This is a genomic window from Halococcus dombrowskii, assembly GCF_022870485.1.
GTDB lineage: Archaea > Halobacteriota > Halobacteria > Halobacteriales > Halococcaceae > Halococcus > Halococcus morrhuae.
In genome coordinates this window covers 2017272-2041723 of the sequence record NZ_CP095005.1, presented here as the reverse complement: position 1 = coordinate 2041723, position 24452 = coordinate 2017272, and the positions used below count along the sequence as shown (strand labels likewise).

Sequence of the window (24452 nt, the reverse complement as noted above, 5' to 3'; positions counted from 1 at the left end):
GAATCCATGACGAATCTCGTGACGGACGTCGCGTCGACGGTCGAGAACCATCCCGAGGCGACGGCGATAGCGTACGACGGGCAGGAACTGAGCTACGAGGCGTTCTGGTCCCGAACGGGGCAGTTCGCCGCCGGTCTCGACGCGGCGGGCATCGACCCCGGCGATCGAGTCGGCATCTATCTGCCGAACCTCCTGCAGTACGTCGTCGCCTTCCACGGCGCGCTCAGGGCCGGCGCGGTCGTCGTCCCGATGAACCCCCAGTACAAATCCCGCGAGATCAGCCACCTCCTCTCGGACAGCGGTGCCGAACTGGTCGTCACGCTCGCCGATCTCGCTCCCGTCGTCGCATCGGTACGCGAGGAGACGGCCGTCGAGACCGTGGTGAGCGTCGGTGGTGATGCCGACGGTTCGATCGCGTTCGAGGAGTTCATCGGCGGGGACGAACCCCCAGTCGTCGAGCGGGCGGACGACGATGTGGCGTGCCAGCCGTACACCTCGGGCACTACGGGCCAGCCGAAGGGCGTGCTGCTCACCCACCGCAATCTCGCCTCGAACGCACGGATGGCCGCCGATATCGCCCCCGACGGGACGGGTGTCGGGGATCGATCGATCGGGGTGCTCCCGCTCTTTCACATCTACGGGATGACCGTCACGATGAACGCTGCGCTGTTCTCGGGGGCGGCCTACTACCCGCTGCCCGAGTGGGATGCTCAGACGGCGCTCTCGCTCGTCGAGCGCGAGGAGCTGACGATCATGCAGGGCGTGCCGGCGATGTTCAACGATCTCGTCAACCAGCCTGAGGCCGACGAGTTCGATCTCTCGACGCTGCGGTTCGTCAACTCCGGCGGGAGCAGCCTGCCGATCGAGGTGCTGCGCCGGTTCGAGGAACGGTTCGGGCTCCCGCTCTACGAGGGGTACGGACTGACCGAAACCTCGCCCGTCACGCACTTCAACATGCCCGACGCTCGCCGCGTCGGCTCGATTGGCCACACCCTCGACGGCGTCGATGCGATGATCGTCGATACCGACTTCGAGCCGGTCGAACGAGTCTCTGAGGGGCCGGTCGACGAGGGCGAGACCGATCTCGATGCGATCACGGGCGAGCTCGTCGTCGCCGGGCCGAACGTCATGAAGGGCTATCACGACCGGCCGGCAGCCAACGAGGAGGTGTTCACCGAGCAGGACGGCCAGCGGTGGTTCCACACCGGCGACATCGGCTACTGGGACGAGGACGACTTCTTCTACATCGTCGATCGCGAGAAGCACATGATCGTGACGGGCGGCTACAACGTCTATCCACGTGAGGTCGAGGAACTGCTGTTCGAGCATCCCGACGTGGCCGACGCCGCAGTCGTCGGGATCCCCGACGAGCGCCGCGGCGAGACGGTGAAGGCGTTCGTCGTCCCCGCGAGCGCAGCGAGTGGGGGTTCGTCGGGCGAGGGAACCGAGTCCGACGGTGTTCAGACGCCGGACGCCGATGTGACCGAGGACGAGATCAGGAAGTTCTGTCTCGAACGGCTCGCGGAGTACAAACACCCGCGCGAGGTCGCGTTCGTCGACGAGCTGCCGCGAACGACCACCGGGAAGGTCCAGAAGTTCGAGCTCCGTGGGCACGAGGACGGTGCGACGGGCGAGAAGAGCGAGGAGGTGGCCGAATGAGCGACGACGAGGCGGTGCTGGTCGCCGTCGAGGATGGGGTTGCGACGCTGACGCTGAATCGACCGTCGGTGCGTAACGCGCTCACCGAGGAGATTTCGTCGGGAATCATCGACGCGCTCGCGGAGCTGGAGGGCAGCGACGCGCGCTGTCTGGTGGTCGAGGGTGCTGGCGGGGCCTTCTCCGCGGGTGGCGACGTGAACGCGATGGCCGAGCGGCTCGCGGGCGACGTGGCGCTCGACGAGGCCGTTCGTCACATCAGTCAGGAGACCAGCCGGGCGGTCAAGCGCGTCGCGGAGTTCGACCTCCCCGTGGTGGCGAAGATCGACGGGATCGCCTTCGGCGCGGGCGCGAACCTCGCCATCGCGTGCGACGTACTGCTGGCGAGCGCCGAATCCAGGATCAGTTTCGGCTTCCGGCAGGTGGGGCTGGCGGTCGATTCGGGCACGTCCTATCTCCTGCCGCGGATCGTCGGCGAGAACACGGCCCAGGAGCTCGTGATGACCGGCGAACTCGTCGAGGCCGAACGCGCCGAAGAACTAGGACTGTTCAATCACGTCTATCCCGACGCCGAGTTCGACGAGCGCGCCGACGAGTTCGTGGAGCAGATCGCCACCGGGCCGACCGTGGCGCTGCGAACCTCGAAACGGCTCGTCCGGCAGGGGTTCGAGAGTTCGCTCGATCAGGCGATGGAGAACGAGGCCGCCGCGCAGGCCGCCGTCTTCGAGAGCGACGATCACCGCGAGGGTGCGGAATCGTTCATGGCCGGCGAGGAACCCGATTTCGAGGGGCGATAGCTGGCGGTAGCAGCCGCCGGCCGCGGCCGGCGGTAGCGGTTTGCGGTGGCGGTACCTGGCGGATGAAGGGCGAGGGGCGCGAGCGACTGGAAGGAGCGAGTAGCGAACGAAGTGAGCGCGCGCCGAGGGCTTCGGCGGTGCTGTGCGGTGGCGGGACGGATATGGTGAGCGCCAGCATCCGCGCGAGTGTAACGAGCGCGGTTCACCGGGAGCGACCGAGCGTAGCGAGGGAGCGAGCGGGACGTTTTTAGCGTAGCTTTTTGCAAGGACCCTGAGCGAGCGCAGCGAGCGAATGGGGACGCAGTAAAAAGCTACTTTAGAACCCTTCGCCGAGCAGTTCGCGCGCGATGACGTTCTTCTGGATCTCGCTGGTGCCCTCGTAGATCTGGGTGATCTTGGCGTCGCGGTAGAACCGTTCGACGTCGAAGTCGTCGACGTAGCCGGCACCGCCGTGGATCTGGACGGCTTCGTCGGCGACCTCGACGGCGACGCGCGAGGCGTACTCCTTGGCCATCGAGGCGAGCGTGGTCAGCTGCTCGTTTTTGTTGTCGACGCTCCAGGCGGATTTGTAGGTGAGCTGTCGGGCGGCCTCGATCTGGGTGTGCATCTCGGCGAGCTTGTGCTGGATGGCCTGGAACTGGCCGATGGACCGTCCAAACTGCTCGCGCTCTTGAGCGTAATCGAGCGCGCGTTCGAGCGCGCCCTTGGCGATGCCGACGCCCTGAGCGGCCACCCCAGTACGAGTAGCGTCGAAGAACTGCATCTGCTGGAGGAAGCCTGCGCCCTGCGTGCCGACGAGGTTCTCCTCGGGAACGCGCACGTCGTCGAGGAGGAGTTCGGCAGTGTCCGAGGCACGGATGCCGAGCTTGCCCGTGATCTTCTCGGCAGTGAACCCGTCTCGGTCCGATTCGACGATGATCTGCGAGAAGCCGTTGTAGCGACCGTCGGCCTCGGGATCGGTCTTGCAGAGCACGACGAAGTAGTCACCGACGGAGCCGTTGGTGATCCACATCTTGTTGCCGTTGATCACCCACTCGTCGCCGTCCTTTTCGGCACGGGTCGAGACCGAGGAGACGTCGGAGCCCGTGTCGGGCTCGGAGATGGCCGCGCCCATGATCGCGTCGCCGCTCGCGATCGGCGGGAGATACTCCTCTTTCTGTTCGTCGGTGCCGGCCGCGATGATCGCCTCGGCTCCGAAGCCGGTGCTCGCCACACAGAGGCCGATGCCCGGATCGACGGCGAACAGCTCCTCGGAGATGATCGCCGTTTCGAGCGTCGAATAGCCCGCGCCGCCGTACTCGGCGGGGATGGTCGCACCGAGCATGCCCATCTCGCCGGCTGTCTCGATGAGATCGTGGGGGTACTTCTCTTCTCTGTCGTACTCGCTCGCGATCGGTGCGATCTCGTTGTCGGCGAAGCGGCGCACCTCGTCGCGGATCTGTTTCTGTTCGTCGGACAGTTCGTAGTCCATAGACGTTCGTTATACATCCCCACATCAAATAAGTTCGTAACCTAGAATAAACTCATCAGACGTTTCTGCAGGAGGGCGGTCGTTCGGCCGGCATCGGAACTCGTTCGAGGAGAATGCTGTGGGGGACAGAAACGTTGAAGCCCCGTCGGCGAGTTCTAACGATGAATCATGAACGTCGACGAGATCGACACGATCGCGGTACTCGGTGCCGGGAACATGGGCCACGGCATCGCCGAGGTCGCCGCGCTCGCGGGCTACGAAGTCCGTCTGCGTGACATCAACGAGGAGTTAGTTGAAAACGGCTACGACCAGCTCGAATGGAGCGTCGGCAAGCTCGAAGAGAAAGACCAGCTGACCGAGGAGGAAGCCGACGCCGCCCTGGATCGTGTGACGCCGCTGGTCGATCTGGAGGAGACGGTCTCGGGAACTGACGTCATCATCGAGGTCGTCCCCGAGAAGATGGAGATCAAACAGGACGTCTACGGCGAGGTCGAGCAGTACGCGCCCGAGGACGCCCTGTTCGCGACGAACACCTCGTCGCTATCGATCACCGATCTCGCGGAGGTCACCGAACGACCCGAACGGTTCTGTGGGATGCACTTCTTCAACCCGCCCGTTCGGATGCAGCTCGTCGAGGTCATCTCGGGCGAGCACACCAGTGACGAGACGCTCGATACGGTCGAGGCGCTCGCCGAGGAGTTCGGCAAGAGCCCTGTCCGGGTTCGCAAGGACAGTCCGGGATTCATCGTCAACCGAGTGCTCGTCCCGCTGATGAACGAGGCGGCGTGGCTCGTCGAGGAGGACGTGGCGACGATGGACGAGGTCGACAGTACCACGACGTTCGAACTGGGACTCCCGATGGGCAGCTTCGAACTCGCCGACCAGGTGGGCATCGACGTCGGTTTCCACGTGCTCGAATACATGCACGAGACGCTCGGCGACGCCTACGAGCCGTGCCCGCTGCTCGAAGCGAAGGTCGAGGCCGAGGAGCTGGGCAAGAAGACGGGCAAGGGGTTCTACGACTACGAGGATGGCAACGGTGCGGACATCCCGACCGATGCCGGCAGCGAGGAGATCGAAGCCAGACTGCTGGCCGTGATGGCCAACGAGGTCGCCAAACTCGTCGGCAACGACGTTGCGCCCGTCGACGACATCGACGAGGCGGTCATGCTCGGCGCTGGCTTCCCTGAAGGACCCGCCAAACTCGCCGACAGCGCGGGTCTCGACTCGCTCTACGAGACGCTCGTCGATCTCCACGACGAGACTGGTGCAGCGCGCTACGAACCCGCCGACGCGCTCGAAGCGCACGCCGACGAGGGGTTCTACGGGAGCGACGACGAGGAGGGCGTCGAGTTCGAGAGCATCCGGATCGAGCATCCCGGCGACATGGTCGGGACGATCGTCATCGACCGCCCCCACCGGATGAACACGATCAATCCACAGATCCTCGACGAGCTCGACACCGCGATCGACGTGCTCGAGGACGACGATGACGTGCGCGCAGTGTTGCTCGTCGGTGCCGGCGACGACGCCTTCTCCGCCGGTGCGGACGTCCAGTCGATGGCGGCGAACGCCGACCCGCTCGACGGGATCGAGCTCTCGCGCAAGGGCAAGGAGACCTTCGGCAAACTGGAAGAGTGTTCGATGCCGGTCGTCGCGGGCATCGACGGTCACTGTCTCGGCGGCGGGATGGAGCTCGCGATGTGTGCCGACCTCCGGGTGGCCTCCGAGCGCTCGTCGTTCGGTCAGCCCGAACTCGATCTGGGCCTCCTCCCCGGTTGGGGCGGCACCCAGCGCCTCCAGCATATCGTCGGCGAGGGTCGTGCGAAGGAGATCATCCTCACCGCCGATCGCTACGACGCCGCCGAGATCGCCGACTACGGTTTCCTCACCGAAGTCGTCGAAAACGGCGAACTCGAAGAGCGTGCCCACGAACTCACTGCCGAGCTCGCGGGCGGGCCGCCGATCGCCCAGGAATTCACCAAGCGCGCCATGCTGCGCGGCTGGGAGGACACCGAAGCCGGCCTCGAGATCGAATCCCAGGCGTTCGGCCATTTGCTCAACACCGACGACCTGATGGAGGGCGTCACGGCGTTCATGGGCGACTCAGATCCCGAATTCGAGGGGAAGTAACCACGGAACGGAACGCTTAACAGGCGGTATCGGGAACGAACGGATGCGTTCGCTCGGTTGGTGTAGTCCGGCCAATCATTTCGGCCTTTCGAGCCGATGACCGGGGTTCGAATCCCCGACCGAGCATACGGAGACAAGCTCCGTCCGGCACTTTTCGGTGGTGGAAATGGGAGAAATAAACCAATGCCACAGACCGATACGATTCAACGGAAGCATAGCCCCTTCGCCGTATTGCGATTCTATACGTGTCAGATCGAAACAATGAGGTGGGGGTAATGGTGGATCTTACAAAAATCATCCTCATTCCTGAGCCATCACGCGACATTCTAAACCAACGGGAAGCGGTCGATTACGAGTCCCACCGTCGGAAATACCTCTCGTGGCTACTCACGTTCGGCAAGAATCCAGATCACGCCGACGGATATGCGCAAGCAACAATCAGCAAGCGTGCCTATCGGATAGACAAGTTTTACCGCTGGGTGTGGGGACAGGAAGATCGCTACACTACCGACGTTTTGGCTTCCGCCCGAATATTATTGATAATATTACAATCTTTAAGAATATCTTTGGACAATTCGTTCAATCTCATCAACTACTGGTTGCTTCTCTCGGCTTCTGATTAATAGATCCTGAAGCTCGCGGAGTTCGTCAACGGGAATGAACATACCCTCCATAGTCTTCTCAGACTCGTTATCGTGGTTGTCGTTTTCCCACTGAACCATGTCTCTATACTCTTCATCTACCTCGTCAAACTGTCCTGTGGGCTTCCAATGCTCGTCGGTGGGGATAGCCCTGAACTGGCTCTCATCAATGTCTGCGGGGTCCTCGGGATGGTTTTTCTTGCCAGCCATGAGCTTGGCGTGGATGTGAAAACCGTGCATTCCCTTTGAGGTGTTCCCGCAGATTTTACAGAGGATTAGTTCCTTACCAGACTTCGAGTTAGAAATCGGTTTCTTCCTGTTGGTTTCAGTATATCCCACGATCTCCGCATCTTCTACTGAAAAACTGTCGGGGACTTCCTTTCTTGGTCCGTGCCCCTTCTCGTCGGTCTGTCTAACGTGTGAGAACAATCCCCGTGATTTATGCTTACTCCCACAATACGGACATTTTCTGATTGACTCTTGATCATCCGACGGGCTGCCCGTTGTGTTTGCTGACATTGTTAGGTTCACAATATCTCGAAAGTTGTTGTCTTATAAAACTTTCCAAACCTCAAGAAATAGATGGGTGCTTGGATAGTATCTAAACGGGTTTTATATGTTCACAGTCCGCCTAATCAATCGTCACCGTCGAAAAGAATTCGAAAGGCGGGAATAGGATGATATTCAGATCTGTGGTTGGCTCAAATATCTGTCAATAAACTACGGCCTTTCGAGCCGATGACCGGGGTTCGAATCCCCGACCGAGCACTCTTCTGCGGAACGAAGTGGAGAAGAGCGTGTGGGGGTGGGTTCGAGCGGACCTGTGGTGCAGTAATGGAGTGCACTACTGATGGATCCACAGACATGCTCCCCATACCGAACCATCCCGTCCGTTCCTCTATCGGCGAACGATACGATAGCGCACTCCCGGCGAGCCGTATCCGACAACGGTGGACTCCGTGAGCCATCGTAAGCGCGTGCAGGCACAACCGTTTCCCGCTGGCTGACGATACGTCTCGAAAGGATGTCAGAGAGAGCTCTCGGCCCCCTGTCCGACCGTACACGGCTCGGCTGGTGGCTGTTCATCGTACTGCTCACTATCGTTGCGGCGTTTCTCGCGTACTCGTTCGTCGGCATGATCGTGCTCGGCGTCTTCGGCTACTACGCGACCCGGCCGGTCAACCGCCGTCTCCGGAACACGGTGGACTCGAACAATGTTGCGGCGAGCATCACCGTTCTGGTGGTCGTGGTTCCGATCCTGCTGCTCATCGGCTACGTCGGTTTCAATCTCTTCCAGCAGCTCCAGCAAGCGATCGGTACTGGTGGCCCAGCGACGTTTGGGCTCGTCGACCTCAGTGCGCTCCCGGCTGCTCAGCGCGAAACCGTCACCACGCTGCTTCGCGATCCAGCCCAGTTCATCAGCCAACCACAGCAGACGCTTCAAACCGTGGTTCAACTCGGAGGACAGGTCGTCGGAGCAGTTGGAGGCGGCATCGTTTTCTTGGGGCTCGTCGTCGCGCTTTCGTTTTTCCTGTTACAGAACGATGTGGCTCTCTCGCGCGGACTCCGCGAGCTGTTCGGCGGTCGTGATACCACCGCGTATGCGTATGCCATCGCAATCGACGAGGACCTGGAATCGGTGTTCTTCGGCAATCTCCTGTTCGTCGTCGCGATGTCGGTCATCTCGGTGAGCACCTACGAGATAACGAACCTGCTTGCTCCTGAAGCGCTCCACGTTCCGATGGTACTCGTGCTGGGGGTTCTGACTGGCATTGCCAGTCTCATTCCGATCGTCGTCGGCAAGGTGATCTATCTGCCGATCGTCGCCTATCTCGGGTTTCAGGCGGTGCGTTCGAGCGGGAGTCTCCTGTTCGTCGGCGCGGCGCTGGTAACGTATTTCCTGATTCTCGATATCCTCCCGCAGACGTTCTTGCAGCCGTACATCACCGGTCGCCAGCTCGATATGCTGGTGTTGATGTTCGGCTACATCCTGGGGCCGATCCTGTTCGGCTGGTACGGGTTCTTCCTCCTGCCGATCGTCTTCGTCCTCATGCTCGAAGCGATTCGGATCGTGCTCCCCGAACTGATCCACGGCGAGGAGCTCACTCCGGACGTTTCGATCGGTGAGGGTGTCGGGACCGACCCACGGTCGGCGCGTGAGACTCCCACAGAGGAGATGACCGACTCGTCGCCCGAAAACGACGATACGACCACCGATTGACGGTTGGCTGAAAAACGGCGACAGTTCCGACTCGTTCTATCTATGATGCCGTTCTTCGAGTGAGATTCCTCAGCTCCTCTCCCACACGCAGCCTCATTTCCACGGATTCGAGACGAGTTCCGCCTGCACCGTCGCCCCGACCTCGACGTGACAGTCCGAACGCGGCTTCGCGATACAGAGCAGGACGTATCCTTCGGTGCTGTGGCGTGGCTTCAGCGCACGTGCTCGCTCGGTATGGACGAGCTCGCCCGCGATCAGTCGACCCGTACAGGTCCCACAGGCACCGTACAGGCAGCCATAGGGAAGCGTCTGCTCCGTCCGTTGGGCGGCCTCAACGACGGTCTCGTCGGGAGCGACCGCGATCGTCCGAGTTGGTCCGTCGCGCCAGTCGAGCGTCACCTCGTGGGTAATCATCTACTGCCAGACGTCGCTCGTGCAGTCGCCGCCGGGCCAGCGGATCTCGTGGGCACGTGCCGGACCGCCGGGTGCGTCGCCGAAATCGACGAGGAACTCCTCGTCGAGCTCCATGCGCCCCTCCTCGGGATAGACGTCGGCTTTCATCATCAGCGAGCCCTCGTCGGCGATATCGGGATAGAACTGGTTGTCCCACGACGAGAACAGCGACGTCGTCCAGTAGAGCCGGCGGCCGTCGCGGCTGAGCTGGAGCATCTGTGGCGCACCGCGGATCTCCGTGCCCTGGATCGACTGTCGATCACCGAAGTTGCCGCCGGCCCAGATCCGATCCACGAGTCGCGGGTTGCCCGTATCGCTGATGTCGTACATCCGGCAGTCGCCGTGCAGCCAGTTCGAGAAGAACAGATACTGATCGTCGAGCGAGATGAGGGTGTCCGTGACGAGCCCTGGAACGGGCATCTCCCAGTCGGGATGCTCGCGGTCGTCGATCTCGATGACCGTCTCCCAATCCCACGTGCCGTCGTTGCGCTCCCAAAAGCGGATGATGTTCGATGAGAGCGCCGCGCCGACGTAGCCCTCGGTCGCTTCGGGATTGTGGAGCATCCGGATCTCCAGCGGGATTGCCCCCTCCTCGCCGAACGACAGCGTCTCCCGATGTTCCCTCGTTTCCCAGTCCCAGATGTGGATGCTGTCGCCATACCGACCCGCCTCGACATCGTCGAGATCGAAGCCCGGATAGTAGGTCTTCGGGGCAGCCCACTCCGTCGAGAGCATCACCCCATGCCGGGGCTGATACCAGTAATCGTACTGCATCTCGACATCGCCGCGGTCGGCCTCCCAGTGGCCGTCGATCGAGAAGTCCTCCTGGTCGAGCTGGAGGAATCCGCCGGGCAGCTCGCCGTCGGCGTTGCCGAGCATGCTGATGACGATCTTTCCCTCGGGAACGCAGTGGACGGTGTGTGGTGCCGAGAGGTCGTGCTCGAACACCGCCTCTGGTTCGATGACGTGCTCGATCTCCGGCTCCCGTGGGTCGGACGCATCGAGGACGTGGATGCGCGAGGAGCGCTGGCCGGGAACGATCAGGTGGTCGCGCTGGAGGCCGTCCATGTGACACGACGACGAGCAGGTGTTCCAGCCGAAGTGGTGGAGTTCGTCGCCCTCGTTGGGCATCTCGACCGTATCGATGATCTCGCTGTACCGCTCGGAGGTCGGATCGACGTCGATGACGGCGACGAAATCCGGTTCGTCGGTGTCCATGCCGACCCGCGGTGCCATGACGAACGCGGTCTCCTCGCGCGCCGATTCGGTGCGCATCGCCGCGGGCGTCGGATAGCCCGGTCCCTCGACGTCGTGGTGTTCGTGGCCGTGTGCGGCTCCCGGATCGCTCGATTCGTCGCTACTCATGGCGAGCAGTACCATCGATATGCTAATAAGTGCTTGGTGGTACCAACCCACATCTACTATGGGGTCGTCGCCGGCAACCGACCGAGAGCACCGAAACGACCCGGACGACTCGTCTCACGTCTCGACCGGCAACACGGCCGCTGGAAGCTGATCCCGAACTCCACGGACGGCGTTCGTCGGTGTTTCGAGGTCAAGCGGTGACAGCGTATGGGCCGGCACGCCCGTCATGCGCTCGATCGCCGCTGGATTCGTCCGCTCGGCGGTGCTCTCGCCGGTGTATTGGTTCAGGACGACCGCGTGGGTCGTGACGCCGCGTTGCGCGAGCGCCTCGACGGTGAGCGCGGTGTGGTTCAGCGTTCCGAGGTCGGCGCATGCGACGACGACTGCGTCGAGACCGAGATCGGCGACGAGATCGAGAACGTCGTGCGCCTCGGTAAGAGGCACCCGTACACCGCCGATCCCTTCGAGAACGCCGACCTCGCTTGCGGCGAGTGCCCGTTCGCATTCCCGGCGGATCGCCCCGTACGAGAGCTCCACGCCGGCTTCCGCGGCGGCGATCCGGGGTGCGAGAGCCGGCTGCAACCGCTTCCCGCAGGTCGACGCGTCATCGGTGCCACAGACTTCCCTGACGAACGTCGCGTCGTCATCCGTCGGAAACCCGGTCTGTACCGGTTTGATCGCGCGGGCATCGACCCCCTCGTCCCGGAGCCAGCCGACCAGCCCGGCGGTGACGACCGTCTTCCCGACACCCGTGTCGGTCCCGACGACCGCGAACCCCGTCCTCTCACCCCCGCTTCGCTCACTCATCGAGCACCCCGACGGCACGACCCGCCTCACGGAACGCACGCAGACAGCGTTCGAGCTCGGCGTCGGTGTGGGTCGCCATCGGGGCGACCCGGATTCGACTCGTCCCCGTCGGGACCGTCGGCGGGCGGATGGCTGGCGCAATGACGCCGTGATCCACGAGGCGATCGGCCAGCGCCATCGCTCCCGCCCGCTCCCCGACGAGCACAGGCAGGATCTGGGTTTCGCCGAGCACCGTGTAGCCCATCGCTTCGAGCCCCTCGCGGAGCCGATCGACGGCACTCCACAGCCGGTGGCGGCGCTCGCTCTCACTCGCGATGGCGAGCGCTTCGCGCGCCGCTCCGGCGGCGGGCGGTGCGAGCCCGGTCGAGAACACGAACGACCGCGCGGCGTTCAGGAGGTGTTCGATCAACGCGTCGCTCCCGGCGACGTAGCCGCCCTGGCTCCCGAGCGCCTTCGAGAGCGTGCCGAGCTGGACCTGCACGCGCTCCCCGAGACCCTTGCGCTGGACGATGCCGCCCGCCCCGTCGTAGAGCCCGGTCGCGTGGGCTTCGTCGACCATCACCCACGCGCCGTGGCGTTCGGCGATATCGCAGATCGCCGCGAGCGGGGCGATGTCGCCGTCCATGCTGAACACCGAATCCGTCACGACGAGCCGGGTTTCGTCGTCCGTTGCGCGTGAGCGGTCCGCCAGCGCCACGGCGAGCGCGTCGGCGTCACAGTGGTCGTAGACGACCGTCTCCGCGCTCACGAGCCGACAGCCGTCGACGATGCTCGCGTGGTTCGACTCGTCCGAGAGGATCACGTCCGGCGCGAGCGCCGTGATCGTCCCGACGTTCGCGGCGTAGCCCGACGAGAAGACGAGCGCCCGATCGGTCCCCTTCGCGGCGGCGAGATCGCGTTCGAGCGCACGATGGACGGGTGTGTCGCCGGTGACGAGGCGGCTCGCGCCCGCGCCGGTGCCGACTGTCTTCGCCGCTTCCGTTGCTGCTCGCTGTACGCGTTCGTCGCTGGCAAGTCCGAGGTAGTCGTTCGTGGCGAAGAGCAGTCGCTCGGGATCGTCGAACGTCGGTGGCTCGCCCCGCGGATCGGCGGCCACCCGGCTTCGTGCCGCGACGCGCTCCGTCGGAGCGAGATCCCGCCGCAGCCCGCGCTCCTCGCGGGCAGCGAGTCGATCGTCGAGATCGAACCCGGCCTCGGGATGACGATGACCGCATTCACCGGTCGTGTCGTCGCTGCCCATCAGAATTCGGGCATGAGGTCGGCCGGGCCGAACACGCCGTACTCGCCCGCACGATTCCGCCGGACGCCGGCCTTCAGGTAGCCGAGCGCCGGACCGTTGACGTTCGCGGCCATGCTGGTCTCGTCGCCCAATTCGAACGTGTTGGTCGCGTGCTCGCCGTCGAACGTACGTCCCGTGACGCTGACGGTCGTGGTCGTCGGCTTCTCGTCGCTGCGGACGTCGAGTATCCCGCCGACGGACACGTCGTCGGCGTCGCAGATGCCTGCCCGCTCCAAGAGGACGTCGTCGGCGTGTTCCATCTCCTCGAACTCGATCACGCCGTCGTGCTCGTCGACGATCTCCTCGATCACCTCGTCGGTCAGCTCCCGCGCGGTCTCGATGTCGTAGCCCGGCAGATGGGCGATGTCCTCCCGGACGGTCCCCCGATTGTCCTCGTAGCCGGATTTGAGTCCGACACCCCAATGGATCTCCACCGATTCGATCTCGACGAACGACTGGGCGGCGAGTGCTGCCGCGCCGGTGAGGAAGCCGGGCGTCGCGCCCGCACCGCAGACGAACGTGATCCCCGACTCCTCGAAACTATCGGCTCGCCCGTCGAGCATCCCGATCACCCGCGAGCGCTTGAGCACGTCGACGAGGACACCCTCGTAGCCCGCGCCTGTGAACCGTTCCGCGACCCGCGGGATGAAGTCGTGTTCGAGGTTCGGGAGCGCGATCAGGACCGCGTCGATCGCGTCGCTCTCGGCGATGATGTCCTCGATCGGTGTCTCGGTCGAGCGCGCCTGTGCCGAGGCGACGACGCCAGCCCCCGCGCCGTGTTGCTTGACCGCCACACCGCCGTCAGAAGCGACGTTGCCCTCGGTCGCCGCGAGGAGTTCGTCGACGTCGAGACCATCGTGATCGATGGCGATGCCGTTTCGGTCGCAGGCCGCGACGGGGAGCAAACCGGGTTTCTCCCGCGATACGTCGAGTGCTCGTCGCCCGATGCCGCCCGTGCCGAGAACCGCGAATCTGATGTCGTGCATGTCTGTGATGATCGTCGTTTTCTCAGTCGTCACTCGCGTCGATCCTGGCCGATTCGGCCGGCGTCCCGACCGCCGAGTCGTCCCTGTCGCGCGCCTTCACCGCTTCCGGATCGAACTCGTTGGTCGCCATGTTCGGCTCCAGGCCGGCGCGCTCCATCGCCTCGATGTCAGCACCGGGCGACTGGCCCTCGGTCGTGAGGTAATCGCCCGTGAGGACGCCATCGGCACCCGCCTCGAACGGGAGATGCTGTTCGTCCGGTCGGAGGTTCACCTCCCGGCCGCCGGTCAGCCTGACCCGCGCCTCGGGATGGAGCAGCCGGTAGACCGCGATCGTCTCGACGAGCTCGGTCGTCGAGATGGCGGCGTGATCGGCGTCGCCGAGTGGCGTCCCCGCGACGGGGTTGAGGACGTTCACCGGGAACGAGGCGATCCCGATCTCCTGGAGTTCGATCGCCGCCTCGACTCGGTCGGTCGGCGTCTCGCCCATCCCGAGGATGACGCCGGCACAGAGATCCATGCCAGCATCCTTGGCGACCCGGAGGGTGTGGAGGCGATCCTCGAAGTCGTGCGTGGAGACGATCTCGTCGAAGTAGCGCCGCGAGGTCTCGATGTTGTGGTTGTAGTGGTTGAGCCCCTCGTCGACGAGGATCTCGGCCTCTTCCTCGGTGAGGAGGCCGAGCGAGGCGTCGACCTCGACGGCGGTCTCGTCGCGGACCAGCCGGACGGCTTCGATGACGTCGCGCCACTCCTCCGGTCGGCGCTCCTTCGAGACGCCCTTCTCGGCGACCACGATGCCGAAGCGCTGTGCGCCGTCGCGTTCGGCGCGTTTCGCGGCCGCGAGAATTTCCTCGGGATCGAGAAAGCCGTGGGTGTCGATGCCGGTGTCGAAATGGGCTGACTGCGCGCAGAAGCCGCAGTCCTCCGCGCAGTCGCCGGCTTTCGCGTTCACGATCGAACAGGCGTCGACCGTGCCGTCGCCGAACCGTGCGCGGACGAAATCGGCGGCAGCCGCGAGCTCCTCGACCGGTTGGGCGAGCAGTGCGAGCCCGTCCGTCCGATCGAGGCGCTCGCCCGCGAGCACGCGCTCGACCGCGCCGTCTATCGTTCGGTTTCCAGTCTCGTAAACCACGAATCCGAAGACAGTTTACGGAATAATAAATCCTCCTGTCGACCGTCGGCAAAGAACGACGCGAGGCGGCCATCGAACCCGTGGACGTTCACGACGGAAGTCGCTCGTCGGGCAACCGGCGTTCCCGAAACTATCGGCTGGTGCGGAGCGTACGAAGTCGAACGGTGGTCCTACAGCGGAGAAACTGGCTGGCGAGAATCAGACGTCGATGACGTTGTTGCAGTGCGTACACGGGACTCGATCCGAGCTGTCCATCTCGTCGTATTCGGTCTCGTTTCCGCATTCCTCGCAGGTCACTGTCGCCATGGCTCAGCTACGGTTTCGTGCGGTATGAACGTTCGGCGTCCTCATGAGGACCGTCATCTGGGTTTCCCGTCGCCACTCGGCTGTTCGATCGTTTTCGGTTCGGACTCATCACGTGATCCAATACACGGTTCATGACGGTCGACGGAGGGAAGATCCACGGTACGCACGCTCCGGGTCCGTGATACCGCCCCTCGCGCAACCCTTATCCCCGGATGGGCGTTGGGTTTGCTTGCAATGGCAACTGGTACGGTTGACTTCTTCAACGACACGGGCGGTTACGGCTTTATCGACACTGAGGACTCCGAGGAGGACGTTTTCTTCCACATGGAGGACATCGGCGGCCCGGACCTCGAAGAGGACACCGAAGTCGAATTCGACATCGAACAGGCTGACAAAGGACCGCGAGCGACCAACGTTACCCGACAGTAACGCAGCTCAGCGGACGCGGACGAACAACGAACCATCGATTTTTATGCGCAGTTCGAAACCGAGCGACGGCCATCCCCAATACGTGGAACACCGGACTGAGTGCAATCGATGGCGTCAGATCGCCGTCCAGCCACCGTCGACGAACAGGAGCTGGCCGGTGACGTAGGAAGCGTTCTCGCTGGCGAGGAACATGGCCGCACCGGCGTTGTCGTCGGGATGGCCGGCCCGCCCGAGCGGAACGGGTTTGATGAACCCACCCTCCTCGCCGGCAGCTTCCTGAGCCTCGTCGGACCAGCCCTCGGTGAACTCGGTGGCGATCTGTCCGGGCGCGATCGCATTCACCCGGATGTCGTGCTCGGCGAGTTCGAGCGCCGTGCCCTTGGTGATCATCTTGATCGCCCCCTTGGTCGAGTCGTACTGGACCTGGCCGTGCTGGGCGACCCACGAGGAGATCGAGGCGGTGTTGACGATGCTCCCCGGTTCGTCGCGATCGATCATGTCCCGTGCGGCAGCCTGCGTCCCGAAGAACACGCCCTTGGGGTTCGTCTCATGAAGCCGATCGAAGTCCTCCTCGTCGACATCGAGAAAGGCCTCCGAGTGCTGGACGCCGGCGTTGTTCACCATCACGTCCACACCGCCGAACTCGCGGGCGGCCTCGACGACCGATTCGAGTTCGTCCGGGTCCGAGACGTCCGTCTCGACGTACTCGCCGGTGCTGCCCGATTCCGAAATCAGTTGATGGGTCGGCACGCTCTCCCCGTCCATCTTCGGCTCCTCGCGCACGTCGGCGACGATCACCGTCGCGCCCGCACGCCCGAACCCGAGCGCGATGGCGCGCCCGATGCCCGCGCTGCCGCCGGTGACGATCACGGTCTCGTCGCTGTAATCGAAGTTCGCCGTTCCCATAGCCCCTGCTCGCACGTCGACCCCTTAAATCCGCTGCCGGCGCTACTCGCGGCGATCCTGCAGCTGTACGACGCCCGGTTCGCCAACGTCCACGCGGTCGCCGATGGAGACGATCTCGACGACCCGCGGGTACTCGTAGGAGGCCGCATGTTCGTGGATGATCTTCGGATCGGAGCCGACGCCCTTCCACATATCCCAGTGGACGGGCATCAGTCGATCGAGGTCGAGCTGGTTCGCCGCCTCGACGACCTGCTCACCGTCGTTGTACCAGTCAGTCGGGTAGGTTTCCGGCGGACTGTCCTCCGTGTGGAAGATATTTCCGACGGTGCCGTACGCGAGTACGCCGAGATCGATGTCGAACTCGTCGGCGATGTCGGCGAACTCGTCGGCCGGACGGGAGTCACCCGCTGCGAAGAAGGTGCCCGACTCGTGTTCGACGACGTAGGTCACTGGCTCCTCGGCATCGGGGTCGTTCGCGCCGCGGACGTGGATCGAAAGGTCGCCAACGGTGAAGTCGTCACCGGGCGCGACGGTCTCGGCTGGAGGAGCCTCGACATCACCATCGTAGTTCGGGGCGTCCTGGGAGGCCGCGGGCGCGTAGAGGTCGCCGCCGCAGTCCTCGACGAGCGCGCGGTGGGAGGGCGGATGCATGTGGTCGATGTGTTCGTGGGTGACAAGAACGGCGTCACAGAGCGTGGCGTCGGCGGGGTCCATCGGCACGGGGATCATCCGGATCGTGCGCGGCGGCGATCCGTCGCCGAGATACGGGTCGAGGTAGATCGTCGTTTCGGCGGTACGGAGGACGTAGCCATTGCAACCGAGATACCAGACCGCGAGCCCGTCCGGGTCGGCGGCCTCGATCTCGTCCTGTACGAACCAGTCGCCCCACGTCGAGTGTACCATACCGCGCAGGCTTCGCCCTCGATGGTAATATACTGTCGGGCAACCCTCATCTGTTACCCCGTGCTATCTGTGACTCGCTGCGGTCGGCGCGCGCTCGCGCTCGTGTGCGAACGAAGTGAGCACCGAGCGCGGACCAGCGTGCGAGGGATGAGCGAAGCGATGCGACCGTAGGGAGCGAGCGGAGCGAATCGGCTGGGGAGGTATGTGGACGGTGCGGTTCTCGTTTGCATCGGGATTCGCTGCGGACGAATCAACTGTTGCCCGATTTCGAACAGGAATGTCTGCGATTCGCCCTACTCGTAGGTTCGCCCGCCGGTTTTGTGCTCGTCGATGAACTCCCAGTCGTACTCGATTCCGAGGCCCGGCCCGTCAGGCACGGGCACGGTCCCCTCGCTATCGATCGAATCGAGCTGGTCCTCGTACTCCTCGTAGATCGGTGGGGCGGTGTTCTGACAGTCGGGGTGGACCAGCGCCATCTCGTAGTAGTTCGCGTTGCGCATCCCGGCCATGCAGTGGCGCTGGGCCGGACCCGGTGAGTGGATCTCGACGTCGAGACCGTGGCCCTCGGCCATGTGGGCGATCTTCATCGCGCCGGTGATGCCCGCGTCGTATTCGGGGTCGGCACGGACGAAGTCGGTCGCCTCGCGGTCGACGAAATCGGTGTGCGATTCGAGCCCGCGGACGTGTTCGGTCTGGAGGATCGGCGTATCGAGCTGCTGGCGGAGCTTTCGGTGGGCGTGCTGGGAGATGCCGCCGTCGCGGAAGGGGTCCTCGTACCAGAGGAACTCCTGTTCGTCGCACGCGCGGCCGACCTTCAGCGCATCGCCGAAGGTCTCGTACTCGCAGGCGGGGTCGATCATCAGATCCATCCCGGGCACGCGCTGGCCGACCGCGCGGACGGTCTCGATCTCACGATCGATGTCGCGGCGAGCGTCGCTACCGCCCCACCCGTGAATTTTGAACCCGCCGTAGCCCATCTCCTGGCACTGCTCGGCGAAGTCAGCGTAGGCCTCGGGCGAGTTGAGTCCGCCGTTATCGTCGGCATGATAGGTCGATGCGTAGGCGGGCAGGCGCTCGCGATACTGACCAAGCAGTTCGGCGATGGACGCGCCGTAGTGTTTGCCCGCGAGGTCCCAGAGCGCGATGTCCACCGGTCCGATCCCCATGCGATCGTATTTGCGGAGGGCGCGCTTCATCTCCGACCAGTGACGCTCGCGCCGGAGTGGATTCTTGCCGATCAGGTAGTCGGCGACCTCGTGGAACTGGGCGAACGCCGGCGAGTTGCCGCCGACGAACTCGCCGGTGAGATCGCCGTCGGTGTGGACACGAATGCTGAACAGCCGACGTTCGGTGGTCTCTCCGGGCTCGTAGACGAGGTTGAACCCCGGGTCCGAGCCGACGTCGGAGAGCATGTAGCTAAATTCCGTCGTTTCGATGCGCGTGATTTTCGGCGGCATGACGACCCGCTACACAACCGTGATAGAAAAACCCATCTGATGCCATCGCACTTTCCGCTGTCGACGCTCCACGATCACGCCGCTTATCCCGATCACGTCGACCTCGTTGATCACGTGTCTGCGTCGCGTTCGCTGGCCCGTCCGTCGAACCGGTGGCCGTATATGGCAGACGATACAACCCCAGAACAATGACTTCCAGCACGGACCGCACCGCCACGGATCGGTCGGACGGCCGTTTCGGAAGCCGACGTCTCGGGCGCGCCATGCTCACAGCCGTCCTCCTCGTTGCCGGGCTCGGCTCCATGCCGGTCGCCTCCGCCCACGGCGGAACCGTCACGGTCAACGGGTTCAGACTCGAACAGTGGTTCGGGCTCGTCCCGCTCGTCGTCGGTCTCGGGATCGTCGTCACCAGCCAGTATCTGCATCGTCTGCGGCCGGCAGCGGCCCGTTACCGCCTCCAGGGAACCATCGTCGGTCTCGTGGTGGGGATATTCGGCGCGATCTGGATCGTCCAGCTCTCGCCCTACGAGTGGCTGACCGCCCAGCCGATCGTTCCGCGGGCGATCCACGCCCCACTGATGCTGTTCGTGGGTGCGGGCATCATGCTCGCGAGCGTTCTCGTCGGTCAGTTCCGTTGGTCCCGACGACCCCGATTCGCCGGCCTCGGCGTGCTCCTCGGGATGTGGGTCGCCTATCCAGGACTCTCCGCGCTCGGGCTCTATACCGAGACGAACTCGCTGGGCTATCTCATCGTTCTCGGCCTCGTCATCGGGCTCGGCTACGTCCTCTATCGGGACGCCGGCGGCCTGATTCGCCGGCTCCTCGCCGACCGGACAGCCCGTCGGTTCGGGGTCGCCGTCGGCGCGCTCTCGGTGCTCTTCTTCGCGTTCTCGTCGGGCATGCTCTATCTGATTCCCGACGACGGCACCGGCGTGTCGCTCTCGGAGCAGATCGTCTCCGTGCTGCCGGTGGCCGACCCGCTGGTGATGTGGCCGGCCGTCGAGTTCTGGTATCCCACCGTGCCGATCGGCGGGGTGATCTCGGTCGGGACGGTGCTCCTCGTCACCCTGTTCGGCACGCTCATCGGGCTGAACGCGGCGCTCTTTGCCTTCCAGTCCGGGAGCGGGACCTCCCAGACGAGTGCAGGGATCGCCGGCATCGCCGCCCCGCAGGCGTGCTGTTGCTGTGGGCCAGCGCTCTCACAGATCGCCGTCGTCACGCTCGGGCCGTCGGCCGGCGCGCCGATCTATCTGCTGTTCGGCGATCCCTCCTCGTCGATCGGTTCGCTGTTTTTCGTCGCGAGCGTGGCCGTCCTGACGGGGCTGCTCGTCCGCGCCACCGACCGGCCCGACGAACCCCAGCCCGAACCTGCGACCGCGCCCGCGTAACTCACGGACGATACTGTCTCTATCGAGCAGTTCGGCTGCTACTGACGACGCAGCGGCTATCCATCCAGATGAACCAGCACTGGCTCACGACGAGTAACTCGACTGTAGTAACGAGCAGGGCCTGCGCCCGAGCGATGAAGACGTGATTGTGTCGCCCGCCCTCGATCGGTCAGTCGTCCCCATCGGCGATGAGCCGTGACTCGACGAGATCGACGACAGCCTCGCGGGCGGCGGTGACGTCGTCGTCGGTCGTCACGCGGCGCAGCATCGCGCCGGTGACCGTCGACACCAGCAGCGTGGCCGTCTCCTCGACACCGATCTCGCGGAAGCTCCCGTCGTCGACACCGGCGGCGAGCACGTCGACGAACGCATCGTGGATGAGCCGGTCGACGCGGGTGAACTGCTCGCGGTAGGCCGCCTTCGAGAGCGCCCGCGAGCGAAGCTCGAACAGCGCGAGCTGAAACTCCCGATGTTCGTCCGGCGGCGACTCCGGAAGGAATTCGTCGACGAGTGTCCACAGCTGTTCGTCCGGGCTCTCGTCTCTATCGATCGCGTCCTCGATGGAGAACTGGTCGAGCAGATACGAGAGAAACGCGATGAGGATCTCGTCTTTCGTGTCGTAGTGGTAGTAGAGCAGCGATTTGCTCTTGTCGAACTCGTCGGCGATCGCCTGGATCGTGAGGTCGGCGTAGCCGTGCTCACAGAGGGCTCGATACGTCGCCTCCATGATCTCGATCTGTGTCTCGTTGCGGGCGGTGTCCGCACTCATGGTAACTAACTATTCAGTCAAGATGGAAAAACGCATCGCTCCGCGTGTCGGTTCGCTCGTCGCTTCGGTCCTCGTGCACGGGCGCGACGGGATTTGAACCCGCGACGTCTTGGTCCGGAACCAAGAACTCTATCCACTGAGCTACGCGCCCACAGAACAGGAGAGGGAGGTCGGTGGTTTAGGCGTTGTGATAGCTCAGGGCGTCTCGTTCGTTTCGAGCGTCATATCGGCCGTCGGGTAGGCGACACAGGTCAGCGTGTAGCCGTCGCCGACTTCGTCCTCGCTGAGCATCTCCTGGCCATCGTGGGTGAGATAGTCCTCGGAGGGGCCGTCGGCGACGTGCCCGCCACAGGAGAGACACTGGCCTTCACGGCAGGCGTAGGGAAGATCCCAGCCCTGCTCCTCGCCGGCTTCGAGCAGCGTCTGGTTTTCGGGCACGTCGAGCGTCTCGCCTTCCTTCTCGTACTCGATCTCGTACACCTCGGCCTCGTCGTCCGGGATGGCGGCCGGACTTTCGGATTCCTCGCTCTCTTCGCCCTCGGCGAGTTCACCTTCGGCACCGCCCTCGCCACCGATCGCTCCGGCCGGGGCCCCACCGCCACCGATCGATCGGTTCATCGGCTCGGGGAAGTTCGTCTCCGGAACGCTCTCGGCACGCCGTTCGAGAACCGACTGCGAGACGTCGTCAGGGATGGGGCGCTCGGTGCCCGAGGAGAGATGCAACACCACCGTCATCAGCACCAGCAGAACGCCTATCGACAGCCCGAATGCCTCGACCATGTCCGGCGTATGGAAGGGCGGTTTAACTACCTATTGATTCCCCGCACCCCACCTTTTGCTGCGCTCGTTCGCTTCGCTCACTCACTGGCAAAATCTGGACCAAAAGCCTCGTCGCTCCCTCGTCTCGCGGCTTCGCCGCTCGACATTCGAGGTCGTTCGAGAGGCGCAAAGCGTCTCTCGTGATCTCGAAGTGCCGAAGGCACTTCGAAGAGTCATCGGAAGACCGCAGGTCTTCCGAGATGACGAGACGGCTTCGCCGTCTCGAACCACGCTTCGCGCCTCGCTTCGGTCACTCCTCGGCCCGCTCGCTCCCGCTGGTCGCTCGCGGTACGGTTACTGACTCTCGCCACAGCTACCGCTCCGCGCAGCACCGCTTCCGCCGAAGCCCTCGGGGCGCGCTCACTCCGTTCGCTACTCACTCCCTCCGGTCGTTCGCGCCCCTCGCCCTTCATCCGCCAGGCACCGCTACCGCCGCGACCGCACCGCAGCCATCCGGCGGCCGCACCGCCACCGCCACGCGGCCGTGGGGCTGCCACCATCGTCGTCAAATCCCACCGCCTGTGTCCGGGCCAACAGCTATGGTCGCTGCGTGACATCGACGACCATGACCGACGGGGATTGGCGCGCGGCCGAGCGCGACCACACCGACGAAGTCATCGGCACCGACACCATCCCGCGACTGTTCGAGCGGAGCGCGACCCGCAACGCCGACCGACCGGCCCAGCGATACAAAGGCGGCGTCCACGAGCGCTCGCTCGCCGGTACCGTCATCAGACGCGCCGACGCCGGCGAGTACGTAACGCTCAGCTACGAGGAGCTTCAGTCGATCGTCCGCTCGCTCGCAGCTGGTTTCCGCGATCTCGGCGTCGAGAGCGACGACAGAATCGGGATCTTCTCCGCGTCGCGCATGGAGTGGGCACAGGCCGATTTCGCCCTGCTGGCCGCTGGCGCTGTCGTCACGACGATATACAAGGAGTCCTCGCCGCGACAGGTCGAGTATCTCCTCGACGATCCCGGAGCCACGGGAGTGATCGTCGACGATCGCGACCGATTGGAGCGCGTGCTCGATGTCGAGGACGCACTCGATCTCGAATTCGTCGTCGTGCTGGACGACGTTTCGACCGATCGTGACGACGTCTTCACGCTCGCCGATATCTACGAGCGCGGCGAGCAGGCCTTCGACCGCGCGGCTTACGAGCGCTGGCTGAGCGAGCGCACCTCCGACGATCTGGCGAGCCTCATCTACACCTCCGGCACAACGGGCAAGCCCAAGGGCGTCAGGATGACCCATCGAAACTTCCGTGCGAACATCAACCAGCTCAGAAAGCGCTTCGGCGACCGCCCCGACAAGGCTTCGGACCTGCCTTCAGTGGGCCGCGAGACGGTCGCGCTCTCCTTTCTCCCGCTCGCACATGTCTTCGAGCGCCTCGCTGGCCACTTCTTCCTGTTCGCGAGCGGTGCGACCGTCGCCTACGCCGAGAGCGCCGACACGGTGGCCGAGGACATTCAAACCGTCCAGCCGACGACGGCAACCAGCGTCCCGCGCATCTACGAACGCATCTTCGACTCGATGCGCGAGGACGCCGACTCGGCGATCAAACGCCGGGTCTTCGATCGCGCGGTCGCGGCGGCAAAGCGCACCAGTCGCCAGGACGACCCGGGCCGGACGCTTCGCGTCGAGCGCGCGCTCGCCGATCGCCTCGTCTACAGCACCGTGAAGGAGGCGATGGGTGGCAACATCGAGTTCTTCATCAGCGGCGGCGGCAGTCTCTCGCCGGAGCTCGCCAGACTGTTCGACGGGATGGGGCTCCCCATCTACGAGGGCTACGGGCTCACCGAGGCTGCGCCCGTCGTCTCGGTCAACCCACCCGAGGCACCGAAACCCGGAACGCTCGGCCCGGCGCTCACCGGCGTCGAGACGAAACTCGACGCGTCGGTCCTGCCGGCGGACCAGTACGACCGCGACGGCACGGTCGGCGAACTGCTCGTCCGCGGGCCGAACGTTACTGATGGGTACTGGGAGAACCCCGAAGAGACCGACGCCGCCTTCGAGGACGACGGCTGGCTGCGGACCGGCGACATCGTCGAGCGCGATGGGGACGGCTATTTCGTCTATCACGAACGGCTGAAACAGCTCCTGGTGCTCACCACGGGCAAGAACGTCGCGCCCGGGCCGATCGAGGACTCCTTCGCCACCTCCGAGCGGGTCGAGCAGGCGATGGTGCTCGGCGACGACGAGAAGTTCGTGAGCGCCTTGGTGGTCCCGAACTTCGAGGGACTGCGCGCGTGGGCCGCCCGGAAGAACATCGAACTGCCGAGCGAGCGCGCGGCGCTCTGTCGCGACGAGAACGCCCGCGAATGGGTCGATGCACACGTCGAGAACGTCAACGAGGAGCTCGAACCCCACGAGCAGATCAAGCGCTTCGAGCTCGTCCCGACCGCGTGGACGCCCGAAAACGACCTGCTCACGCCATCGCTGAAGAAAAAGCGCCGCAATATCCGAGACCGCTTCGCCGACCAGATCGACCGCATCTACGCCACGAAGCAGCCGGCGGCCGACGATTAGCGATCCCGCA

20 protein-coding genes and 2 tRNA genes are annotated in these 24452 nt (G+C 64.3%); 8 read left to right on the top strand and 14 right to left on the bottom strand.

The genetic code is table 11. The features are described from left to right. Positions 1–6 precede the first annotated feature (6 nt). Both MUK72_RS10500 and MUK72_RS10495 read left to right on the top strand, forming a co-directional pair. Positions 7–1659: a long-chain-fatty-acid--CoA ligase gene (locus MUK72_RS10500; RefSeq protein ID WP_244700058.1), complete on the top strand. Its 1653-nt coding sequence runs from the start codon at positions 7–9 to the stop codon at positions 1657–1659. Further along, entirely contained in the window at positions 1656–2453 is a 798-nt protein-coding gene (locus tag MUK72_RS10495) for an enoyl-CoA hydratase/isomerase family protein (protein WP_244700044.1), read from the top strand. The genes MUK72_RS10500 and MUK72_RS10495 overlap by 4 nt, the downstream gene beginning before the upstream one ends. 316 nt (positions 2454–2769) lie before the next feature. On the opposite strand, the gene MUK72_RS10490 is transcribed toward MUK72_RS10495, so the two are convergent. Continuing rightward, positions 2770–3924: an acyl-CoA dehydrogenase family protein gene (locus MUK72_RS10490; RefSeq protein ID WP_244700027.1), complete on the bottom strand. Its 1155-nt coding sequence runs from the start codon at positions 3922–3924 to the stop codon at positions 2770–2772. 168 nt (positions 3925–4092) lie between these two features. On the opposite strand from MUK72_RS10490, the gene MUK72_RS10485 reads away from it, so the two are divergent. Further along, a complete protein-coding gene (locus MUK72_RS10485) occupies positions 4093–6057 on the top strand; it encodes a 3-hydroxyacyl-CoA dehydrogenase/enoyl-CoA hydratase family protein (RefSeq protein ID WP_244700024.1) in 1965 nt (654 codons plus the stop codon). Positions 6058–6108: 51 nt separating this feature from the next. Further along, a tRNA-Glu gene (locus MUK72_RS10480) sits at positions 6109–6183 on the top strand. Between the two features lie 428 nt (positions 6184–6611). On the opposite strand, the gene MUK72_RS10475 is transcribed toward MUK72_RS10480, so the two are convergent. After that, positions 6612–7217 carry a hypothetical protein gene (locus MUK72_RS10475; protein ID WP_244700021.1) on the bottom strand — a complete coding sequence of 202 codons (606 nt, stop codon included), beginning with the start codon at positions 7215–7217 and terminating at the stop codon, positions 6612–6614. 505 nt (positions 7218–7722) lie between these two features. On the opposite strand from MUK72_RS10475, the gene MUK72_RS10470 reads away from it, so the two are divergent. Continuing rightward, a complete protein-coding gene (locus MUK72_RS10470) occupies positions 7723–8919 on the top strand; it encodes an AI-2E family transporter (RefSeq protein WP_244700018.1) in 1197 nt (398 codons plus the stop codon). A gap of 93 nt (positions 8920–9012) precedes the next feature. Here MUK72_RS10470 and MUK72_RS10465 read toward each other — a convergent pair whose 3' ends face one another. The 6 genes from MUK72_RS10465 to bioB form a co-directional block, all read right to left on the bottom strand. Further along, a complete protein-coding gene (locus tag MUK72_RS10465) occupies positions 9013–9333 on the bottom strand; it encodes a 2Fe-2S iron-sulfur cluster-binding protein (protein ID WP_244700002.1) in 321 nt (106 codons plus the stop codon). Beyond that, complete coding sequence (locus tag MUK72_RS10460; protein ID WP_244699999.1) at positions 9334–10737, bottom strand: selenium-binding family protein; 1404 nt, start codon at positions 10735–10737, stop codon at positions 9334–9336. Positions 10738–10851: 114 nt separating this feature from the next. Beyond that, a complete protein-coding gene (bioD, locus tag MUK72_RS10455) occupies positions 10852–11544 on the bottom strand; it encodes a dethiobiotin synthase (protein ID WP_244699996.1) in 693 nt (230 codons plus the stop codon). Continuing rightward, positions 11537–12784, bottom strand: a complete 1248-nt coding sequence (locus MUK72_RS10450) for an aminotransferase class I/II-fold pyridoxal phosphate-dependent enzyme (RefSeq protein ID WP_244699993.1) — start codon at positions 12782–12784, stop codon at positions 11537–11539. The genes bioD and MUK72_RS10450 overlap by 8 nt, the downstream gene beginning before the upstream one ends. Then, the gene (gene bioU, locus MUK72_RS10445; protein WP_244705317.1) at positions 12784–13809 is read right to left on the bottom strand and encodes a (S)-8-amino-7-oxononanoate synthase BioU; all 1026 of its coding nucleotides are present in this window, start codon (positions 13807–13809) and stop codon (positions 12784–12786) included. Before bioU ends, MUK72_RS10450 begins: the two co-directional genes overlap by 1 nt. 22 nt (positions 13810–13831) lie before the next feature. Then, entirely contained in the window at positions 13832–14938 is a 1107-nt protein-coding gene (bioB, locus tag MUK72_RS10440; protein WP_244699990.1) for a biotin synthase BioB, read from the bottom strand. A 540-nt stretch (positions 14939–15478) separates the two neighbouring features. Between bioB and MUK72_RS10435 the strand changes: the two genes are divergently transcribed. Continuing rightward, on the top strand, positions 15479–15673 hold the full coding sequence (locus MUK72_RS10435) for a cold-shock protein (RefSeq protein ID WP_004052044.1): 195 nt from the start codon (positions 15479–15481) through the stop codon (positions 15671–15673). A 114-nt stretch (positions 15674–15787) separates the two neighbouring features. On the opposite strand, the gene MUK72_RS10430 is transcribed toward MUK72_RS10435, so the two are convergent. The 3 genes from MUK72_RS10430 to MUK72_RS10420 all read right to left on the bottom strand — a co-directional run bounded on the left by MUK72_RS10430 (position 15788) and on the right by MUK72_RS10420 (position 18939). Further along, the gene (locus MUK72_RS10430; RefSeq protein ID WP_244699988.1) at positions 15788–16579 is read right to left on the bottom strand and encodes an SDR family NAD(P)-dependent oxidoreductase; all 792 of its coding nucleotides are present in this window, start codon (positions 16577–16579) and stop codon (positions 15788–15790) included. 42 nt (positions 16580–16621) lie between these two features. After that, complete coding sequence (locus tag MUK72_RS10425) at positions 16622–17482, bottom strand: MBL fold metallo-hydrolase (RefSeq protein ID WP_244699985.1); 861 nt, start codon at positions 17480–17482, stop codon at positions 16622–16624. Between the two features lie 293 nt (positions 17483–17775). Continuing rightward, complete coding sequence (locus MUK72_RS10420) at positions 17776–18939, bottom strand: enolase C-terminal domain-like protein (protein ID WP_244699982.1); 1164 nt, start codon at positions 18937–18939, stop codon at positions 17776–17778. A gap of 188 nt (positions 18940–19127) precedes the next feature. Between MUK72_RS10420 and MUK72_RS10415 the strand changes: the two genes are divergently transcribed. Then, positions 19128–20327 carry a hypothetical protein gene (locus MUK72_RS10415; protein ID WP_244699968.1) on the top strand — a complete coding sequence of 400 codons (1200 nt, stop codon included), beginning with the start codon at positions 19128–19130 and terminating at the stop codon, positions 20325–20327. Positions 20328–20496: 169 nt separating this feature from the next. On the opposite strand, the gene MUK72_RS10410 is transcribed toward MUK72_RS10415, so the two are convergent. The 3 genes from MUK72_RS10410 to MUK72_RS10400 form a co-directional block, all read right to left on the bottom strand. Next, positions 20497–21096 (bottom strand): TetR/AcrR family transcriptional regulator, encoded by a 600-nt coding sequence (locus MUK72_RS10410; RefSeq protein WP_244699966.1) that lies wholly within the window; start codon positions 21094–21096, stop codon positions 20497–20499. Positions 21097–21174: 78 nt separating this feature from the next. After that, positions 21175–21247, bottom strand: a tRNA-Arg gene (locus tag MUK72_RS10405). 44 nt (positions 21248–21291) lie between these two features. Continuing rightward, positions 21292–21876 carry a 2Fe-2S iron-sulfur cluster-binding protein gene (locus MUK72_RS10400; protein ID WP_244699963.1) on the bottom strand — a complete coding sequence of 195 codons (585 nt, stop codon included), beginning with the start codon at positions 21874–21876 and terminating at the stop codon, positions 21292–21294. A 604-nt stretch (positions 21877–22480) separates the two neighbouring features. Here MUK72_RS10400 and MUK72_RS10395 point away from each other — a divergent pair. Next, positions 22481–24442 (top strand): AMP-dependent synthetase/ligase, encoded by a 1962-nt coding sequence (locus tag MUK72_RS10395; RefSeq protein ID WP_244699960.1) that lies wholly within the window; start codon positions 22481–22483, stop codon positions 24440–24442. Positions 24443–24452: the final 10 nt, after the last annotated feature.